Raw genomic sequence first — 16,693 nt, 5'->3', positions numbered from 1 at the left:
TAATATTGTCGGTGCGCAGTGCGCACCCTACAGGCGTTAATAAGATACCGTAGTGACTTCCTCCTGAATAATTGCAACGAGCCTGAGTAATTTTGTAGGAGCGGCTTCAGCCGCGAATCCGGCGCAGCCAGCATTGGTGCTCTTGCCCACCAAAGGTGTTGAAAGAATATAACGCACAATAATATTATCGGTGTGTAGTACGCACCCTGCACGCGGTAATAAATTGCCCCAGCGGCTTCCATTCACTCCTGCTGTAAAACTTAAACCAGCGCCGCCGATTTTACCTGCACCCAGATATCACTGCCCGGCAGCAGCTGAAGGTGGGCTACCGATCTGCGCGTCATGCGCGATAAAAACGGCGTATCGCCAACCATTACCTTAATCAGCGCCAATGCCGGATGCTGATCATCACTGATGGCAACCACTTTACCCGGCAGGCAGTTCTGAATACTGGAATCGTGGCGGGCGGTGAGTGCAAGGCTGACATCCCGCGCCAGAATACGTGCGCGTACGGACTGGCCTATGGCTTCATTCCCGGCACGCAGCCAGATCGCATCGTGGCCTTCAATCTGATAGCGCTCACTGTTTTGCGGCGGGCTGTTTGTATGAGCACCAAAACCTATTTTCAGCAACTGCCACTGTTCGTCTTTTTCCAGTACCGTGCCTTCCAGTACCACGCCCGCCTCTTCACCTAAGGTGAGCGGGAAATCCAGCCGCGTCAGTGTTTCTCTCAGTGTGCCCTGAGCAACCACTTTTCCGTCTTTTAGCGCGACCAGATAATCGGCCAGACGGGCAACTTCCGCCGGGGAATGAGTGACATAAATAATGGGCAGTTGCAGGTGATTTTTCAGTTGTTCCAAATAGGGCAGGATTTCCTGCTTACGCTGTTCATCCAGTGATGCCAGAGGCTCATCCATTAACAAAAGCTGAGGTTTATTGAGCAATGCCCGGGCAATGGCTACACGCTGGCGTTCGCCTCCGGATAATTGTGCCGGGTATTTTTTTAAAGTGTGGCCAATGCCCAGCAGTTCGATGATTTCTGTTATTTCGCCAGTAGAAGCTGCCTGTGGTGCGCGTTTAACCGCAAACTGCAGATTGCCTTCAGCGCTCAGGTGATCAAATAAACTGGATTCCTGAAAAACATACGCCAATGGGCGTTTAAACGTTGGCAGAAAATGGTTCTGATTCTGCCATTGCTGATCGCCAAAGCTGACGCTGCCGTCCGCTTTTTCTAAACCGGCGATGCAGCGCAGCAGTGTGGTTTTGCCGGAACCTGAATGGCCAAACAGTACGCTGACGCCGGAACCCGGCAGCTGCACGTTCACATCCAGTGTGAATTCCTGGCGTTGCAGATTCAGTTCAATCTGCAGAGGAGAGGTCATACTCACAGGGCACGCCCTCCGTGCTGGCGACGGAAACCGTATAGTAATAATAAGACTGCGAAAGAAAATACCACCATGCCAGCAGACAACAGATGAGCCTGTGCATATTCCAGTGCTTCGACGTGATCATAAATCTGCACAGAAATAACCCGGGTTACTTCGGGAATATTGCCACCAATCATTAGTACCACACCAAACTCGCCAACCGTATGGGCGAAACCCAACACGGCGGCGGTGTAAAAGCCGGGCCGCGCCAGTGGCAGAATTACATTAAAAAAATTATCCCAGGGCCCTGCCCCGAGTGTGGCTGCCACTTCCCGTGGACGCTGCCCCAGCGCTTCCAGTGCATTCTGAATGGGTTGCACAACAAATGGCAGGGAATAAAACACCGATGCCACGACAAGACCGGCAAAGGTAAAGGGCAGGGTACCGATTCCCAGTGCCGTGGTGAATTTACCCACGGGTCCGTCCGGCCCCATCGCCAGCAGCAGATAGAACCCCAGTACGCTGGGGGGCAAAACCAGCGGCAGAGCAACCAGCGCACTGACCGGACCTTTGGCACGGCTGTTGGTATTCGCCAGCCACCAGGCGATGGGAGTAGCAATCAGCAGCAGCAACAGGGTGACTGTGATGGCAAGTTTCAGTGTCAGCCAGACAGCACTGAGGTCGGCACTGGTAATTTCCATGAATTTCCTTAACAGGTCATCAGGCGGTTGCTGTTTTTCGCGCAGCCTTTAATAAACGCAGACAGTCGATATTAGCGGCCAGATCGAGCGCCGTGAAGCCGTCGAGTGTTTCCGCAACGGTATCAGCTCCGTGGCTGAGCAACCACTGCACCCATTCGGTTTTACCGGCAGATGACGCATACATCAGGGTAGAGGCGCCATTATCGTTGAGGTTATCGATGTCGATACCGGCACGCAGCAGCGCGGTTGCTATGACGAAGTCGTCGGCTACAACCGCTGCCCAGAGGGCGTTGGTGCCGTCCATATTACGGTGATTAATGGCCACATTCGCTGCGCCCAGGCTGAGCAGATCGACGACGACAGATCGTTCGCCCTGACGGCTGGCGGCGATCAGTGCAGTGTCCTGATAGCGTCCGGGCAATGCAGGCTGCTGTGGATCGAAGCTGTGTTCCAGCAGCCAGTGCATGGTGGCCGGGGTGAGCAGTGCAGGGGGGGATAACGGCATGATCAGATTCTCCATTCAGCGTTGGCAAATGTCTTGCTGTGCATACTGTATTCCAGCTGCAAATCTGCGGCGGTGGCTGAATGATCTGTTGTGGGTAAATCCAACCCATTGTTTTTAAAAGATAAATCTGACGCTGTCAGAAACCGTGCAGAGTTACTCAGCCGTTAGTAAAACGCTTTTGTCGGAAAGCAGACAATCTGAAACCGACAAAATCCATTAAGCAACGTTAAACAGAAAGGACATGACCATGCATGAATTGTTAGATGATCCGATGGTGGAAGAATCCGAAGGCCCACTGCTGCGTTGCTTCCCGGAACTGCGCAAAGGCGATGCGGTATTTGCCCGCGTTGAACTGCGCAACGACGGTTCTATTCCGGGTATTGAGGATGATCAGGTGCTGGCTCAGCCAGGCGCGATGGGCATGCTGGTGAATGCCGCTCATTTGGAAGAAGAACCTTCACAGGAGTTATTACTGGTAGGTTTTCATCTGGATAACGGTCAGCTGGTGATGGTCACCTGTTTGCCGGATGAGGTCAGTGACGAACCGCTTAATTTCACCGCATGAGTTACGAGAGTGCGGAGAATATCCTCGCTTACCATCAGCGCACCCGTCATCGTCCGGAGGCGTACGCCAAAGGGCCGGAAAGCATCGACTGGGATGCTCAGCCGGACCCATTCCGTACCTACCATCTGGATAATGCGCGCGGTTACGCTGCGGCACAGATTCCGCTCAGCTTAACTGTCTTTGAAGGTGAGCGGCGTACTCTGCAATGGCAGGAAATATGGCAGCAGACACACCCGGGTGGAAATAACCCTGAGCGCGCGGATGGACAAGTGATCGCCGATAAAGACAGCCTTGCCGTGCTGTTGCAGTTATCACTGGCGCTGTCGGCCTGGAAACAGTTTGGCAATGCCAAATGGTCGCTGCGCATTAATCCGTCCAGTGGCAATCTGCATCCAACGGAATGCTATGTCGTCGCCAGCAATATTGCCGGGCTGGCAGATGGTATTTATCACTATCGCGCCGATACCCATGCACTGGAGCAGCGTTGCCGCTTTATTGAAAAAAGCGTCGATCATAAACCGCTGCTGTGGCTTGGCTTCAGTTCGGTACATTGGCGTGAAGCGTGGAAATACGGTGAGCGTGCTTACCGTTATTGTCAGCTGGATATTGGTCATGCGCTGGCGGCTGTGAGTTACGCTGCGCAGGCCTCCGGTTTCAGCGGTGCACAGATCGTTCCGGTTGCTGTCGCTGACGAACAGCTGGATGCCTTGCTGGGCATTCAGCGGGACGAGGATTTTATCCGTGATGATGGCGTCAGTGCTGAGCGTGAATACGGCGATTGCCTGATCAGTCTGACAGGCGTGCAGCAGCGGCTGAACAGTATGCTGTTTCAGGCGGATCACGGCGAATGGTTTGGTCGGGCGAATGTTCTTGATGCGCGCCACTTTTATCAGTGGCCTGTGATCGAAGATGCCAGTCGCAGCTCGCGCCGTGTGCATAATATTCAGCCTGCCAATGGCTTTCACTGGGCTGAGCCGCCGCTGGCAGCAGCGGGTATTTCGGCCACGGAGCAGGCGGCTACGTTAATCCGCCAGCGTCGTTCGGCACAGAGCTTTATGCCGGATGGTGAAATGGCCCTGAACGATTTTTATACCCTGCTGGATCACACGCTTGCGCGTCAGCATCTGCCGCCGTGGAATGCTCTGGAACAGGCATCGGATGTGCACCTGTTTCTGTTTGTGCACAACGTCAGCGGGCTGGATTCCGGCCTTTATGTGTTGCTGCGTGATCCCGCTGCCAAAGAGTTACTGGCGCCTCTGTTGCGCGACCAGTTTGTCTGGCAGAAAGCGGAAAATGCGCCGGCGCATCTGCCGTTTTATCAGCTGTTAAAAGCCGGTACCCGCAGGACTGCCGCGAATTTAAGTTGTCAGCAGGCTATAGCCGGCGACAGTGCTTTCAGTCTGGCCATGCTGGCCGATATGCAGGGGGTTGAAAGCCAGCCCTGGTTATATCGTCAGCGTCTGTGGCAGGCGGGCGCCATAGGTCAGGTGTTGTATCTGGAAGCGGAAGCGGCTGGTATGCGTGGTACCGGAATTGGCTGTTATTACGATGATTTTGTCCACGACCTGCTGGGCTTTGATCAGCAGCAGTCGCGCTGGCAGGTGCTGTATCACTTTACCGTGGGCAAGCCCGTGATCGATCATCGCATTACCAGCTGGTCGCCGTATCAGGAACGTGGATAATCCGCTGTGACGCTGGTTGCTAACAGCTGGCCGTTAACAGCAGGCCCTGAGGAAGAGAGCGGCAAAGGCGCCAGTCCTGGCTGTGAATGGCTCTGATGAAATGCCTCTGCCACAATAGCGCCTGATTCTTTTTTCAGGTGCATCTTATGTTCCGCCTTTTGTCTGCTGCGTTCCGCTTCTGCACTCTGGGGGCCTGGAGTGCTGCCATATTTACGGCCATGACGGCAGGCGCACAGGCCAATGAAAAAATTGTTTTTGCCACTAACTGGTATGCCCAGGCAGAGCATGGCGGTTTTTATCAGGCCATTGCCGAAGGCATTTATGCGCAGCACGGACTGGATGTGGAAATACGCATGGGCGGGCCGCAGGTAAACGGCATGCAGCTGCTGGCAGCCGGACAGGTGGATTTTTTAATGGGGGTTCCTATAAGCACAGTGCATGCTGTGGCCGAAGGAATTCCTGTGGTGGCCGTAGCTGCCACCTTTCAGAAAGATCCGGCGGTGGTGATTGCCCATAGCCATATCACGAGCCTGGCGGACGTCGGTGTACACCAGCTGACGTTTTATATGTCACCCTCGGCCAACACCAGCTATTTTCCCTGGCTGAAATCTGAGTTTGGCTTTACCGATAACATGGCCAAGCCCTATAACTTCAGCGTCACGCCATTTCTGGTCAACAAACAATCTGCCCAGCAGGGGCTGGTGACGTCTGAGCCATTCGCTATTCAGAAAGCGGGCGTTACGCCGTCCGTCTTTTTAATGGCCGATTACGGCTATCCCCCTTATGCGGAAACCATCGAAACTACCCGGAGTATGATCGATAACCATCCGGATCTTGTGCGGCGCTTTGTTAAGGCCTCCATGCTCGGCTGGCAGAGTTACCTTAATGATCCGGCAGCGGCCAATGCATTGATCAAGCGCGATAATCCGGAAATGACGGATGAACAGCTGGCGTTTGGCATCGCCACGCTGAAGCAATATGGCATTGTGACCGGCGGTGATGCGCAGCAGCATGGCCCCGGGGTGATGACTGGCGAACGCTGGCAGGCACTGTACGATTTTATGCACAAGGGTGGGTTGCTGAATAAAGCGGTGGATATACAGCAGGTGTACTCTCTCGACTTTCTTCCTTAATGCTTCCTTAATGAAGCAGATCCTGAATCACACTGTTGCAGTGAAAATTCTGGCGTTCAACCGGATGACATAGTTTCCTGCCATAATGTCCCCGGACTGATCAGGAATTCTTTATGTCATTTATTTCAAAGGCAGAACAGCTGCCAATAAGCCGCCGCTCGTTACTTCAGGTTGCACTGTCTGGTGCGCTACTGGCATCTGCCAGTGGACGGGCGCTGGCGGCCATGTCATCGCCGGTGGTGAAAACAGAGTCCGGCAGTCTGCGCGGAGAAACGGTTGGCAGCGTGAAGCGCTTTCTGGGTGTGCCTTATGCGCACAGCATTGCCGGGGCATATCGCTTTCTACCGCCGCAGCCACCGCAGCCCTGGGATGGTATCCGTGATGCGGTAAAGTACGCGGATTCCGCCCCGCAACCGGAAACCCAATTACTCGGCCGCAGTCCGGTATCGCCAGCTTTTGATCCCCCGGCGTATGTTAAATCCGGTGATGATTGTCTGGCGCTGAATATCTGGGCACCTTCCCACGCCAATAGCCCGCGGCCATTACCTGTGATGGTATGGCTGCACGGTGGTGGCTGGGTGTCCGGCAGTGGCTCCTGCGCGATTTATGACGGTGAACATCTGGCTGCCCGCGGTGATGTGATCGTGGTGACCATTAACCATCGTCTCGGTGCTTCCGGCCTCACGGATTTATCGCGCGTGGTGGGTGGCAAATATTCTGAATCATCCAACCTCGGTATCCGCGATATTCTGGCGGCGCTGCAGTGGGTGCAGAAAAATATTTCTGCCTTCTTTGGTGACCCCAATAAAGTGACGATTTTTGGTGAATCCGGCGGTGGCTGGAAAGTCGCCACGCTGCTTGGTATTCCTAAAGCCAAAGGGCTGTTCCATAAAGCCATTATTCAGAGCGGTCCGCTGACCCGTTTTATGGAGCAGAGTGAGGCCGACAAGGTTGCGCTGACTATGTTAGAGGAGCTGGGTATTGAACCGGCCCTGGCGCAGGCGGAAAAAGAACAGGCACTGGAAAACCTCAGCGCTGACGATGTTGTTGCCGCGCAGCAGCGCACCATGGCCAAACATCCAATGAATATGACGCTGCCAGGATTCCCGACCGGCTTCTGGCCCGTGCTGGATAACGATATTCTGCCGGCCAGTGTGTTTGATCCGGTGGCGGCGGCCAGCAGTCTGGATATCCCGCTGATGATCGGTCAGAACGGTACGGAATTCAGTCTGTTTATGCTCAATGATAAAGAAGCGTATTCATTGGATGAAGCCGGGCTGGCAGCCCGTGTCGGGCGCACATTTGCTGATCAGGGTGAAGACGTAGCGGCCAATATTATCGCCACTTACCGTAAAGATTTTCCGGACTATGAGCCGTCAGCACTGTGGTTCCGTATTTTCTCTGACTTTGCCATGGGTACTTTGACATCACGTATTATGGATGCCCGTTCCGTAGCGGGAGCAGCACCGGTTTATGCTTATCGCTTCGACTGGATGAGCCCGATCGCAGACGGCAATCTGTACTCGCCGCACACCATGGAAATTCCGTTTGTGTTCGATAATGTACGCACCCGGGCCGGTGAAGTGATGACAGGCACAGATGACAGCCGGATCCGTTTATCTAAGGCTGTTTCTACCGCCTGGATTGAATTTGCCAGCCGCGGCAAACCGGCAGGACCGGGTTTACCGGCATGGCCGGTGTTTGACCGGGACAGCCGCAATGCCATGCATCTGGATAATAAGAGTTATATAGCTCCGTATATCCGTCCGGAGATGCTGGCGATTTATCAGGACAAACTGAATAAAGCGCTGAATGGCCAATGAGGTAATTCAACGCTTTATCCGCTGAAGACAAAAGAGGCCGCCCACTGGGCGGCCTTCTTTTTTTGCCTTATTGCTTTCATTGTTCTTTGCTGATTAAGCACGGTTGCTGCGGCGCGATTAATCAGCCCGAACAAGATTGAATCAGCTTACTTTTTTAATCAGATCGGCGACGCCCTGCTGTACATTCGCCACCAGTTCGGCTTCATCCAGCCCTTTAACGCAGCCGTTTTCCACCACAGGTTTACCGTGTACAAAGCTGTATTTAATCTCCACCGGTTCAGCGCAGAGTAACGGTGCTTCCAGAGTGGAATGCACACCGGCAAAGCGCGGTTTGTCAGTGTTATACAGTACGATATCTGCTGCTTTGCCGACTTTGATTTCGCCGGTACCGTTAAGGCCGAGCAGTTCTGCGCCATTTTTACTGGCCCAGTTGATGGCCATTTCTGCGGTCGTTGCTGCGGCATTTTTCTTCGCCGCGCGGTGAATTAACCAGGCCAGGTTAGCTTCCTGAATCATGGAGCCGGATTCCGCTGACGCCGAACCATCAACACCCAGGGTAATTTTCATCCCGGCTTCCTGCATATCCAGCGCCGGTGCGATACCGCTGCCAAGACGGCAGTTAGAAGTCGGGCAGTGCGCAATGCCGGTACCGGTTTCGGCCAGCTTTTTAATGGCGTAGTCATCAGCCCACACCAGATGGGCAAACCATACGTCGTCACCCAGCCAGTTGCACTTTTCAGCGTAATCGATGGCGCGCATGCCAAAGTTTTTCTGTGAGGCAATTTCGTCGAATTCTACTTCAAGCAAATGCGAGTGCAGTTTCAGGCCGTGCTGACGGGCGTATTGTGCACAGGCTTTGAGATCATTTTCGGTGGATGAGTGAATAAAGCTGGTGGGTGCCACCACCAATTTGCGCATGGCCATATCACCTGTCTGGTGGTAGCGCACACGGCTTTCGTCCATACGTTCAATAATCTGACCAAGAGTTTCCGGCTGAATCGTGCTGGCTTTCATGCCACGGTGGGAACCCTTGGTGGTGGTGCTGCCGCGACACAGAACCAGACGTATACCCAGTTCATCTGCTGCCTGCCATACCGCATCTTCGACTTCGGTGGTGGACTCAGCGTGGTAGAGGTAATGGTGATCAGCGCAGGTGGTGGCGCCGGAGCGCAGCAGCTCATACAGGCCGAGTTTGGCTGTGTGGTACATCAGCTCCGGCGTAATGCTTGGCCAGAAGCGGAAAGGTACCGAAGCCAGCCAGTCGTCCAGACCATGGTTCAGACCTTCCGGAATACCTTTTAATACAGACTGAAATAAATGGTGGTGAGTATTCACCATGCCGGGATAAGCGACGCAGCCTTTGGCGTCGATTGTGGTTTCATCGGCTGCCGGGATCAGACCTGCGCCCAGTTCAGTAATCACTCCATCGCGGATACGGATGTCGGTGACGTCAGCTCCGCCGTCAAGCACAGAGGATTCGGTAAATACGGCTTTGGCGCCCTGAATAAGATAATGCATACATGCTCCTGAATATCACGGAGCATCACAGCCAGACAGTGATGGCAGATGCTCCACATTGGTCCGGGCAGAATTCTGCCCAAGAGCAATGTCCCGGAAATGCTGAGATTTCCTGACCGCTTCTACTCTTACTGTTTTTACTGATGGTGTTAGTGTTGCTGTTAATCGTGTGCCGGCGATCTGCATCAGCCGCCGGTCGTTCTGCGCTGAGCCAACTCCGATAGTGCAGAGCGGCTGGTCTACATCAGTTAAGCAAAAGCAAAATACTGTCCAACACTCAGAATTACCAGAGACCTTTACATAAAGACGCTGGCCGGATGCTGCGCTGATTCTCTGAGGGCCCGTCATTAGCGGGATTTACTCAGGTTCTGATGGTTTTGTGTCAGGCAGAATTACACCTGTTTTGCGGTAGTTCCGCGTAGGTTGTTGTTGCGCGATATTTGTTCATTCCTGTCTGAGTGGTCAGGTTTTGTGCCTCAGTTTGCAGTCGTGAACTATTTTGATGCAAAAACCGGATCGGAACAGTCGGGATTATTTCCCGGCTTTTTTGCAACAATCCAGCGCCAGCGCCATGGCTGCGGGCTTCGATAAAAAAATATCGGGGCTGGCACAGCGGTTGCTATATCTCTTATGTAATTTTTTTAAATTACCTCCTGAGTAGAAGCAGTCAGGATCCGCAGGCAATTTCAGATTCCCAGTCAGGAATCAGCCGACGAACGCGGATTTGGGTCATTGCTCACGGAGCTGACGGTCATCTGCTGCAGGGTGCGGGTACGCACACTTTTTCAGCAGCAGAGGTTGTGCAGTCCGTGAGATGGTGGCATCAGCTGTTTCTGCTGTCCTGTTATCCTCCGGCCACAGCTTCCGTCATAGGGGAGTATAAGCGGCAGACGGTTTTTCCGTCCGGCATTGCTCCAAAGACAATCACATATATTGGCTTGGAGAATCCCAATGACTAAAGCATACGGCTTAGATGAACTGAATTTCGAAAGCACCATCGGTGGTGAAGGCGGAGAAAATAATCTGCGTGAAGTACCGGTGATTGATCTCAGCGATTTCGCTACACGCCGCGAAGAAATTAAAGACCAGCTGTGGTTCGCAGCCACTGAAATCGGCTTCTTTCAGCTGGTAAACCATGGCATTGCCACCGATGAAATTCTCACTGCATTTGATGCTTCTGAGCGTTTCTTCGCGCTGGAAAAAGCCAGCAAAGAAAATTACCCGTTAAAAGAAGGCCTGAATGCAGGCTGGGAATTTATGGCTCAGGTGCGTCCTTCTACCGGCACGCCAGACCAGAAAGAATCTTATCAGGTGACTCTGCCACACATGGATAACCTGTGGCCAAACCAGACCATGGTACCTGAATTTCAGCGCATTATTCTCGATTTTGAACACCGTGCCTGGTCTCTGGGCATGAGTATTCTGTCCTGCTTCGCAGAGAAGCTGGGCTTTGAGAGCGACTTCTTCACCAAAGCACACAATCGTTCTTCTGAAGAGTATCAGAGCACACTGCGCCTGCTGCATTACCTGCCACTGGCGGACGGTGCCACAGCAGAACCTGGTTTGTGGCGTGCCGGTGCACACACAGACTTCGACTGTCTGACCATGGTTTTCCAGAAGGAAGGTCAGGGTGGTCTGCAGGTTTGTCCGGGTAAAGAAGCCAAAGACGGCTCTCAGGAATGGACCAGTGTTATCCCTAAAAATGGCGTTATTACCTGCAACATCGGCGACATGCTGATGCGCTGGAGCGACGACAAACTGCTGTCCACGCTGCACCGCGTACGTATGCCAAAACCAGAAGAGTCAAAAGGTCCACGTTACAGCATGGCCTTCTTCTGTCAGGCAAACAAAGATCAGGTTATTCAGGGGCCAGAGAAAAAATACGAGCCAATTACAGCGCGTGATTATCTGCTGCAGCGTATCAACGCAAACTTTGCAGAGAAGAAATAAGCAGGAACTGTTGCCGGTTTAACAGCTGGTGCAGTGATCTGCACTCTGAGCGGAGAGTGGCCATGAAAGTGGCCGGAGAATGGATTCTTACCCTCAGATCGGAAATCTGTCAGGCAGCAACAACAGTCTGGCAGGTGATTATTTAGTCCGGCGGAGATAAAAATCCGCTGATTTCGATTTTGGGAAAAAGTATGACGGTTGCAAAAAAATCCAATGTATCTGTGATTGTGGATTCACGTTACGGCTCAACTCTGGCATTGGCAAAAGCCATTGCTCAGGGTGCTGCAGATGAAGGTGCAGAAGTGCGCCTGCTGCGGGTCGATATTGATGAACCGGAATTCAGTGTTGATACAGCCCGTGCCGATTTTATCCGGGCGCAGGAAGAATATAAAAACCTTCCCCGCGCTACGGCAGATGATCTGGTGTGGGCGGATGGCATTATCTGGGGTTCTCCTACCCGCTATGGGCTGATGAGTACACCATTGCGTGCTTTTATCGACGAAGTTGCACCCCTGTGGCGTGCAGGCGCATTGATTGGCAAGGTTGGTGCTGTGTTTACCTCCAGTGGTGGTATGCATTCAGGCAATGAATTAACCCTGATGTCACTGATGATGCCTTTTATGCAGCACGGCATGATTGTACTGGGTGTTCCGCACAGTGAACCGGCATTAATTAAAACACGTAAAGGTGGTGCGCCTTATGGCGCTTCAGTGGTTACGGGTTTTGATGGCACGTTAGCTGTTGATGAAAATGAACTGGCAATTGGTACAACGCTTGGTGCACGGGTTGCACGTATTTCTGCACAAATTGAAGCAGAACCGGCGTCTGTCGATGTCGCTGCTGCATCAGCAAAAAGCTGATCAGCATCTGGCGGCAGTAAAAAGGTTTAACAATTTTTTACTTAACCTCTGTCAGGTTGAAGAGGCTCGGTAATTAACCACTGAGATGGATTTAAATCCGCACTATTTACTCATACTTGGAGCAGGACTATGAAACTTAAGAAGTTGATGATCGGCGCTGCTGCTGTGGTTGGTATGGTATCTTTTACCACCTCCGCACTGGCAAAAGACCTCGAGAAGGTCACCTTTGGTACGAACTGGTACGCTCAGGCTGAGCACGGCGGTTTCTATCAGGCAAAAGCGACCGGTATTTATGAAAAATACGGTCTCGATGTTGAAATTAAAATGGGTGGTCCACAGGTTAACGGCATGCAGCTGTTGGTTGCAGGTCGTGTTGATATGCTGATGGGTTATCCGATGGCCAGTATTAATGCGGTATCTGAAGGTCTGCCGGTAGTGACCGTTGCCGGTGTCTTCCAGAAAGATCCACAGTCCATTATTGCGCATCCTGGCATTGAATCCCTGCAGGAAATTGCGGATAAAAAAATGCCAACCTACATCGCTACCTCTGCACACACCAGCTTTTACCCATGGCTGAAAGCTAAGTACGGTTTTACTGACGATATGATTCGTCCATACACTTTCTCTGTTGCTCCATTCCTGGCAGACAAAGGCATCGTGCAACAGGGTTATGTAACTTCTGAACCATATGCGATTGAACAGGGTGGTGTTAAACCATCTGTATTCCTGATGGCTGACTATGGTTACCCTCCGTATGCGGAAACCATCGAAACCACTCAGAAAATGCTGAAGAAAGATCCTGAGCTGGTGAAAAAATTCGTACAGGCAACGATGGAAGGCTGGGCCAGCTACTTCAAAGATCCTGCACCAGGCAACAAGCTGATTAAAGAAGACAACCCGGAAATGACCGACGAACAACTGGCGTTCAGTATCGCGACTCTGAAAGAGTACGGTCTGGTAACCGGTGGTGATGCTGCGGAAAAAGGCATTGGTGTTATGACCGATGAACGCTGGAATCAGCTGTATACCCTGATGAAAGACGAAGGTCTGCTGACCAAAGATATCAACGTAAAAGATGTCTATACCCTGGACTATCTGCCGGCTGAACCAGTACTGCCATAAGCCTGGCTTTGCCTGCGCGGGCATGTGACCGTCATGCCCGCGCCAGACCAACCGCTATACCCCAACGTAAACCTACATACGCATTAAACAGAATAAGGTGCAGCACCCGAGTGACTGTACCAGCGCAGGAGATTGTTATGACTGTCCCGGGATCTGTTCCAGACACTGTGGAAGGCACTGCCGTGCAGAAAAGCACAGCTGCCGCCAACCGCCGCCCTGTTATTCAGGCGCGCGGCGTTGATAAGATTTATGCCAATGGCACCATCGCGTTAAAAGGTGCTGATCTGGACATTAAACAGGGAGAGTTTGTCAGTCTGTTAGGCCCATCCGGTTGCGGTAAAAGTACCTTGCTGCGCATTATGGCCGGGCTGGGAGATGTCACCACGGGTTCAGTAAAGTGGTGGGAGCAGGATTATGATGTGGTGGGTGACAAAGGCCGTAAAGTTGCCTTTGTATTTCAGAACGCCACACTGATGCCATGGGCTAAAGTCCGCGGCAATGTTCGTCTGCCGCTCGATCTGGAAAAGGTCAGTGGTGCGGAATGTGAAAAGAAAATTGATAAAGCGCTGGACATGGTTGGCCTGAGTAATTTCGGCAACTCCTATCCGCGTGAACTGTCCGGCGGTATGCAGATGCGTGCCTCCATCGCCCGGGCACTGGTGACTGAACCGAATCTGTTATTAATGGATGAGCCGTTCGGTGCACTGGACGAAATGACACGTAACAAACTCAACGACGATATTCTCGACCTCTGGCAGGCCAATGGCTGGACCATTGTGTTCGTGACACACAGTGTTTATGAGGCTGTGTATCTGTCCAGCCGCGTTGTGGTTATGGCTGCCCGTCCTGGCCGTATTGTTGAAGAAATTACTATTGATGAGCCTTTCCCGCGTGGCCCGGATTTCCGTGTATCACAAATTTTTGCCGAATATTGCCGCAGGGTGTCTGAGTCGCTGGAAAAAGCCAGCACGCTTGGACAGGATCAGGTACAGGGGGCTGGAAAATGAGCGCACCATTAATTAAAAATGAAAAATTCGTACAGTATGCTGCGCCTGTGTTTGTCGGCATCCTGTTTATGGCGTTATGGGAAATCGTGGTACGCGCCCTGGATGTCGCTCCTTATATTCTGCCTGGGCCGCTGGCAATTTTTCAGGCGCTGGCGGACAACTGGGAAAGCCTGTTCAGAGCGCTGCTGGTCACGCTGAAAGTCACCTTCCTGGCGTTCTTTATTTCCGTGGTGCTGGGGGTGGCCTGTTCACTGCTGTTTATTCAGAGCCGCTGGATTGAGATCAGTCTGTTTCCTTACGCCATTCTGATGCAGGTCACGCCGATTGTGGCCATCGCGCCACTGATCATTATCTGGATCAACGACACAACCTGGGCGCTGATCGTATGTGCCGTGATTATGGCGATCTTTCCGGTGATTTCGAATACCACACTGGGACTGCGCAGTGTCGATCCTAACCTGCTGAATATGTTCCGTATGTATCGTGCCAGCCGCTGGCAGGAACTGGTTAAATTACGTATTCCGGGTGCGCTGCCGTACTTCTTTGGTGGCCTGCGCATCAGTTCTGGTCTGGCATTGATCGGCGCCGTAGTCGCTGAATTCGTCGCCGGTACCGGTGGTGCCAAAGCGGGTCTGGCATACATGATTCTGCAATCCAGTTTTAACCTGCAGATTCCGAAAATGTTTGCAGCCTTATTCCTGATTACCACTACTGGTATTCTGTTATTTGCCCTGATGGTCTGGTTGTCTGATCTCGCTCTGCGCAGCTGGCACGAGAGTGCGATGAAAACAGAAAACTGATATGGGTATGAAAAATGACACGACGCACAGTGGGCTGACAGCCCACTGTGGACAGCTGCTGCATTTTACCAGCGAAGATAATATGCAGTATTTTCCTGCCGGTGCCCTGTTGGTTGATAACCAACAGGGCACCGTTGTTGCCTGTGGCGATGCGGCAGAACTGCTGCCGTTCTATCCTCAGGCCGAAGTCTGTGAGTATGCCAATGCTCTGATCATGCCCGGGCTGATTGATACCCATATTCATTTTCCTCAGGTGGATGTGATTGCGTCTTATGGTGAGCAGTTACTGGAATGGCTGGATAACTACACGTTTCCGACCGAGGCTGGTTTTTCCGATCATGATATGGCGGAATCCACCGCAGAATTTTTTCTGCAGGAATTATTAAAAAACGGCACCACCACCGCGGCTGTGTATGGCAGTGTGCATGCCAGTGCAGCGGATGCGTTCTTTAAAGTCAGTTACCGCCATAACACCCGCATGATCATGGGTAAATCCATGATGGACCGTAATACGCCAGACAGCCTGACTGAAACAACAGAGCAGTCGCTGCGCGATACCCACGACCTGATTTCTTACTGGCACAATAATGGCCGTCAGCTGTACGCTGCGACGCTGCGCTTCGTGGTCACGTCTACGGCGCAGCAGATGGATGATATCCGCAGTCTGATGAACGACTATCCGGATCTCTATATGCAGACCCATCTGGCAGAAAATACATCCGAGCTGGCGTTGGTTAAGTCGCTGTTTCCGGACAGTCTCGATTATGTCGATGTATTTGATCAGCACGGCCTGTTGGGGCCGCGCAGTATTTTTGGCCACGGTATTCATCTGAGTGAACGGGAATTACAACGTTTACAGGATACCTGCAGCCGGATTGCTTTCTGCCCGACCTCCAACCTGTTTCTTGGCAGTGGTCTCTATCAACTGGATAAACCGGGCTATGATATCGCCACCGGCATTGCTACCGACGTCGGTGCGGGCACCAGTTTCTCTATGTTGCAGACACTGCATGAGGCTTATAAAGTCTGCCAGCTGAACGGCACCAATTTATCGCCGCAGCGGGCGTTTTATATGGCAACACTGGGCAATGCCAAAGCTCTGAACCTGGAAAGTAAAATCGGTAACTTTACCGCCGGTAAAGAAGCGGACTTTATCGTTTGTGATCTGGCATCCACGCCTCTGATGCAACGCCGTCAGGCGCTGTGCAAGACCATTGATGAAACCCTGTTTGCGCTGATGATTCTCGGCGATGACCGAGCCATTCGCCACACGTTTGTAGCGGGTCAGCAGTGGCAGGCGGTAAAATTCTGACGGCCGCTGGAGGATTTTCTGACAGGCCCGTGACGGACTTCCTGCCAGCAAAAAATCTGCAGCCTGAAAAAGCTCCGGTACTGGAACTGAAGGTCAGAAAAAAAGTTGGAAACTAAAAGGCTGAAATAAAAAGCCAGGCAATAAAAACCCCGGATGTCCGCACTGCTGTCACACAAATTTCTATTCAAGCCTTTTTGAAAAATGTCAGGCCCCTTGTCCTCATAGAGGGGCCTTCCGAAACGTCGGACCGCCCCTCTCGCTGGACGGGTTAAACTCCTGACCGCCATGGATGGCGGAAATGCATGTTTTGCAGGAGCAAAAACAGGCCCGCTTCGCGCTTTCTGGCTC

The 16,693-nt window shown here is 52.4% G+C and carries 15 protein-coding genes; 10 read left to right on the top strand and 5 right to left on the bottom strand.

Annotation, left to right across the window (positions count from 1 at the left end; all coding sequences use genetic code 11):
• Positions 1–260: 260 nt before the first annotated feature.
• From modC to B2Z72_RS12320, 3 genes are read right to left on the bottom strand one after another with little or no spacing between them, the layout of a single operon-like run.
• Complete coding sequence (gene modC / locus B2Z72_RS12330; protein WP_296983937.1) at positions 261–1,382, bottom strand: molybdenum ABC transporter ATP-binding protein; 1,122 nt, start codon at positions 1,380–1,382, stop codon at positions 261–263.
• 2 nt (positions 1,383–1,384) lie between these two features.
• Entirely contained in the window at positions 1,385–2,068 is a 684-nt protein-coding gene (modB, locus tag B2Z72_RS12325; RefSeq protein WP_296983920.1) for a molybdate ABC transporter permease subunit, read from the bottom strand.
• A gap of 19 nt (positions 2,069–2,087) precedes the next feature.
• On the bottom strand, positions 2,088–2,573 hold the full coding sequence (locus tag B2Z72_RS12320) for an ankyrin repeat domain-containing protein (RefSeq protein WP_296983921.1): 486 nt from the start codon (positions 2,571–2,573) through the stop codon (positions 2,088–2,090).
• A gap of 247 nt (positions 2,574–2,820) precedes the next feature.
• Between B2Z72_RS12320 and B2Z72_RS12315 the strand changes: the two genes are divergently transcribed.
• The 4 genes from B2Z72_RS12315 to B2Z72_RS12300 all read left to right on the top strand — a co-directional run bounded on the left by B2Z72_RS12315 (position 2,821) and on the right by B2Z72_RS12300 (position 7,776).
• Positions 2,821–3,138, top strand: coding sequence for a nitrogen fixation protein NifZ (locus B2Z72_RS12315; protein ID WP_296983923.1), 318 nt, complete (start codon positions 2,821–2,823; stop codon positions 3,136–3,138).
• On the top strand, positions 3,135–4,820 hold the full coding sequence (locus tag B2Z72_RS12310; protein ID WP_296983924.1) for a SagB/ThcOx family dehydrogenase: 1,686 nt from the start codon (positions 3,135–3,137) through the stop codon (positions 4,818–4,820). The genes B2Z72_RS12315 and B2Z72_RS12310 overlap by 4 nt, the downstream gene beginning before the upstream one ends.
• 146 nt (positions 4,821–4,966) lie before the next feature.
• On the top strand, positions 4,967–5,953 hold the full coding sequence (locus tag B2Z72_RS12305) for an ABC transporter substrate-binding protein (RefSeq protein ID WP_296983925.1): 987 nt from the start codon (positions 4,967–4,969) through the stop codon (positions 5,951–5,953).
• Between the two features lie 113 nt (positions 5,954–6,066).
• A complete protein-coding gene (locus tag B2Z72_RS12300; RefSeq protein ID WP_296983927.1) occupies positions 6,067–7,776 on the top strand; it encodes a carboxylesterase/lipase family protein in 1,710 nt (569 codons plus the stop codon).
• Between the two features lie 141 nt (positions 7,777–7,917).
• Here the strand turns inward: B2Z72_RS12300 and B2Z72_RS12295 are convergent, their stop codons facing one another.
• Positions 7,918–9,294 (bottom strand): amidohydrolase family protein, encoded by a 1,377-nt coding sequence (locus B2Z72_RS12295; protein ID WP_296983928.1) that lies wholly within the window; start codon positions 9,292–9,294, stop codon positions 7,918–7,920.
• Positions 9,295–10,245: 951 nt separating this feature from the next.
• On the opposite strand from B2Z72_RS12295, the gene B2Z72_RS12290 reads away from it, so the two are divergent.
• From B2Z72_RS12290 to guaD, 6 genes are all read left to right on the top strand, one after another.
• Positions 10,246–11,244, top strand: coding sequence for an isopenicillin N synthase family dioxygenase (locus tag B2Z72_RS12290; protein WP_296983929.1), 999 nt, complete (start codon positions 10,246–10,248; stop codon positions 11,242–11,244).
• A 191-nt stretch (positions 11,245–11,435) separates the two neighbouring features.
• Positions 11,436–12,104 carry an NAD(P)H:quinone oxidoreductase gene (gene wrbA, locus B2Z72_RS12285; protein WP_296983931.1) on the top strand — a complete coding sequence of 223 codons (669 nt, stop codon included), beginning with the start codon at positions 11,436–11,438 and terminating at the stop codon, positions 12,102–12,104.
• A 129-nt stretch (positions 12,105–12,233) separates the two neighbouring features.
• Complete coding sequence (locus B2Z72_RS12280; RefSeq protein WP_296983932.1) at positions 12,234–13,226, top strand: ABC transporter substrate-binding protein; 993 nt, start codon at positions 12,234–12,236, stop codon at positions 13,224–13,226.
• A gap of 137 nt (positions 13,227–13,363) precedes the next feature.
• Positions 13,364–14,233, top strand: a complete 870-nt coding sequence (locus B2Z72_RS12275) for an ABC transporter ATP-binding protein (RefSeq protein ID WP_296983933.1) — start codon at positions 13,364–13,366, stop codon at positions 14,231–14,233.
• Positions 14,230–15,033, top strand: a complete 804-nt coding sequence (locus B2Z72_RS12270; protein WP_296983934.1) for an ABC transporter permease — start codon at positions 14,230–14,232, stop codon at positions 15,031–15,033. The genes B2Z72_RS12275 and B2Z72_RS12270 overlap by 4 nt, the downstream gene beginning before the upstream one ends.
• Before the next feature lies 1 nt (position 15,034).
• A complete protein-coding gene (guaD, locus tag B2Z72_RS12265; RefSeq protein ID WP_296983935.1) occupies positions 15,035–16,345 on the top strand; it encodes a guanine deaminase in 1,311 nt (436 codons plus the stop codon).
• On the opposite strand, the gene B2Z72_RS12260 is transcribed toward guaD, so the two are convergent.
• The coding region (locus B2Z72_RS12260; RefSeq protein WP_296983936.1) for a hypothetical protein at positions 16,318–16,693 on the bottom strand (376 nt) is incomplete at its 5' end. The two genes, guaD and B2Z72_RS12260, sit on opposite strands and share 28 nt — an antisense overlap.

The sequence above is a fragment of the Thalassolituus sp. UBA6592 genome (genome assembly GCF_002433655.1).
Taxonomy (GTDB): domain Bacteria; phylum Pseudomonadota; class Gammaproteobacteria; order Pseudomonadales; family Oceanobacteraceae; genus Venatoribacter.
Note: the sequence above shows the minus strand (reverse complement) of the source record. Positions and strands in the feature narration are given on the sequence as shown.

Coding starts and splice junctions, on each gene's coding strand:
- modC (WP_296983937.1), bottom strand. CDS start 1,382: ATGACCTCTCCTCTGCAGATTGAACTGAATCTGCAACGCCAGGAATTC.
- modB (WP_296983920.1), bottom strand. CDS start 2,068: ATGGAAATTACCAGTGCCGACCTCAGTGCTGTCTGGCTGACACTGAAA.
- B2Z72_RS12320 (WP_296983921.1), bottom strand. CDS start 2,573: ATGCCGTTATCCCCCCCTGCACTGCTCACCCCGGCCACCATGCACTGG.
- B2Z72_RS12315 (WP_296983923.1), top strand. CDS start 2,821: ATGCATGAATTGTTAGATGATCCGATGGTGGAAGAATCCGAAGGCCCA.
- B2Z72_RS12310 (WP_296983924.1), top strand. CDS start 3,135: ATGAGTTACGAGAGTGCGGAGAATATCCTCGCTTACCATCAGCGCACC.
- B2Z72_RS12305 (WP_296983925.1), top strand. CDS start 4,967: ATGTTCCGCCTTTTGTCTGCTGCGTTCCGCTTCTGCACTCTGGGGGCC.
- B2Z72_RS12300 (WP_296983927.1), top strand. CDS start 6,067: ATGTCATTTATTTCAAAGGCAGAACAGCTGCCAATAAGCCGCCGCTCG.
- B2Z72_RS12295 (WP_296983928.1), bottom strand. CDS start 9,294: ATGCATTATCTTATTCAGGGCGCCAAAGCCGTATTTACCGAATCCTCT.
- B2Z72_RS12290 (WP_296983929.1), top strand. CDS start 10,246: ATGACTAAAGCATACGGCTTAGATGAACTGAATTTCGAAAGCACCATC.
- wrbA (WP_296983931.1), top strand. CDS start 11,436: ATGACGGTTGCAAAAAAATCCAATGTATCTGTGATTGTGGATTCACGT.
- B2Z72_RS12280 (WP_296983932.1), top strand. CDS start 12,234: ATGAAACTTAAGAAGTTGATGATCGGCGCTGCTGCTGTGGTTGGTATG.
- B2Z72_RS12275 (WP_296983933.1), top strand. CDS start 13,364: ATGACTGTCCCGGGATCTGTTCCAGACACTGTGGAAGGCACTGCCGTG.
- B2Z72_RS12270 (WP_296983934.1), top strand. CDS start 14,230: ATGAGCGCACCATTAATTAAAAATGAAAAATTCGTACAGTATGCTGCG.
- guaD (WP_296983935.1), top strand. CDS start 15,035: ATGGGTATGAAAAATGACACGACGCACAGTGGGCTGACAGCCCACTGT.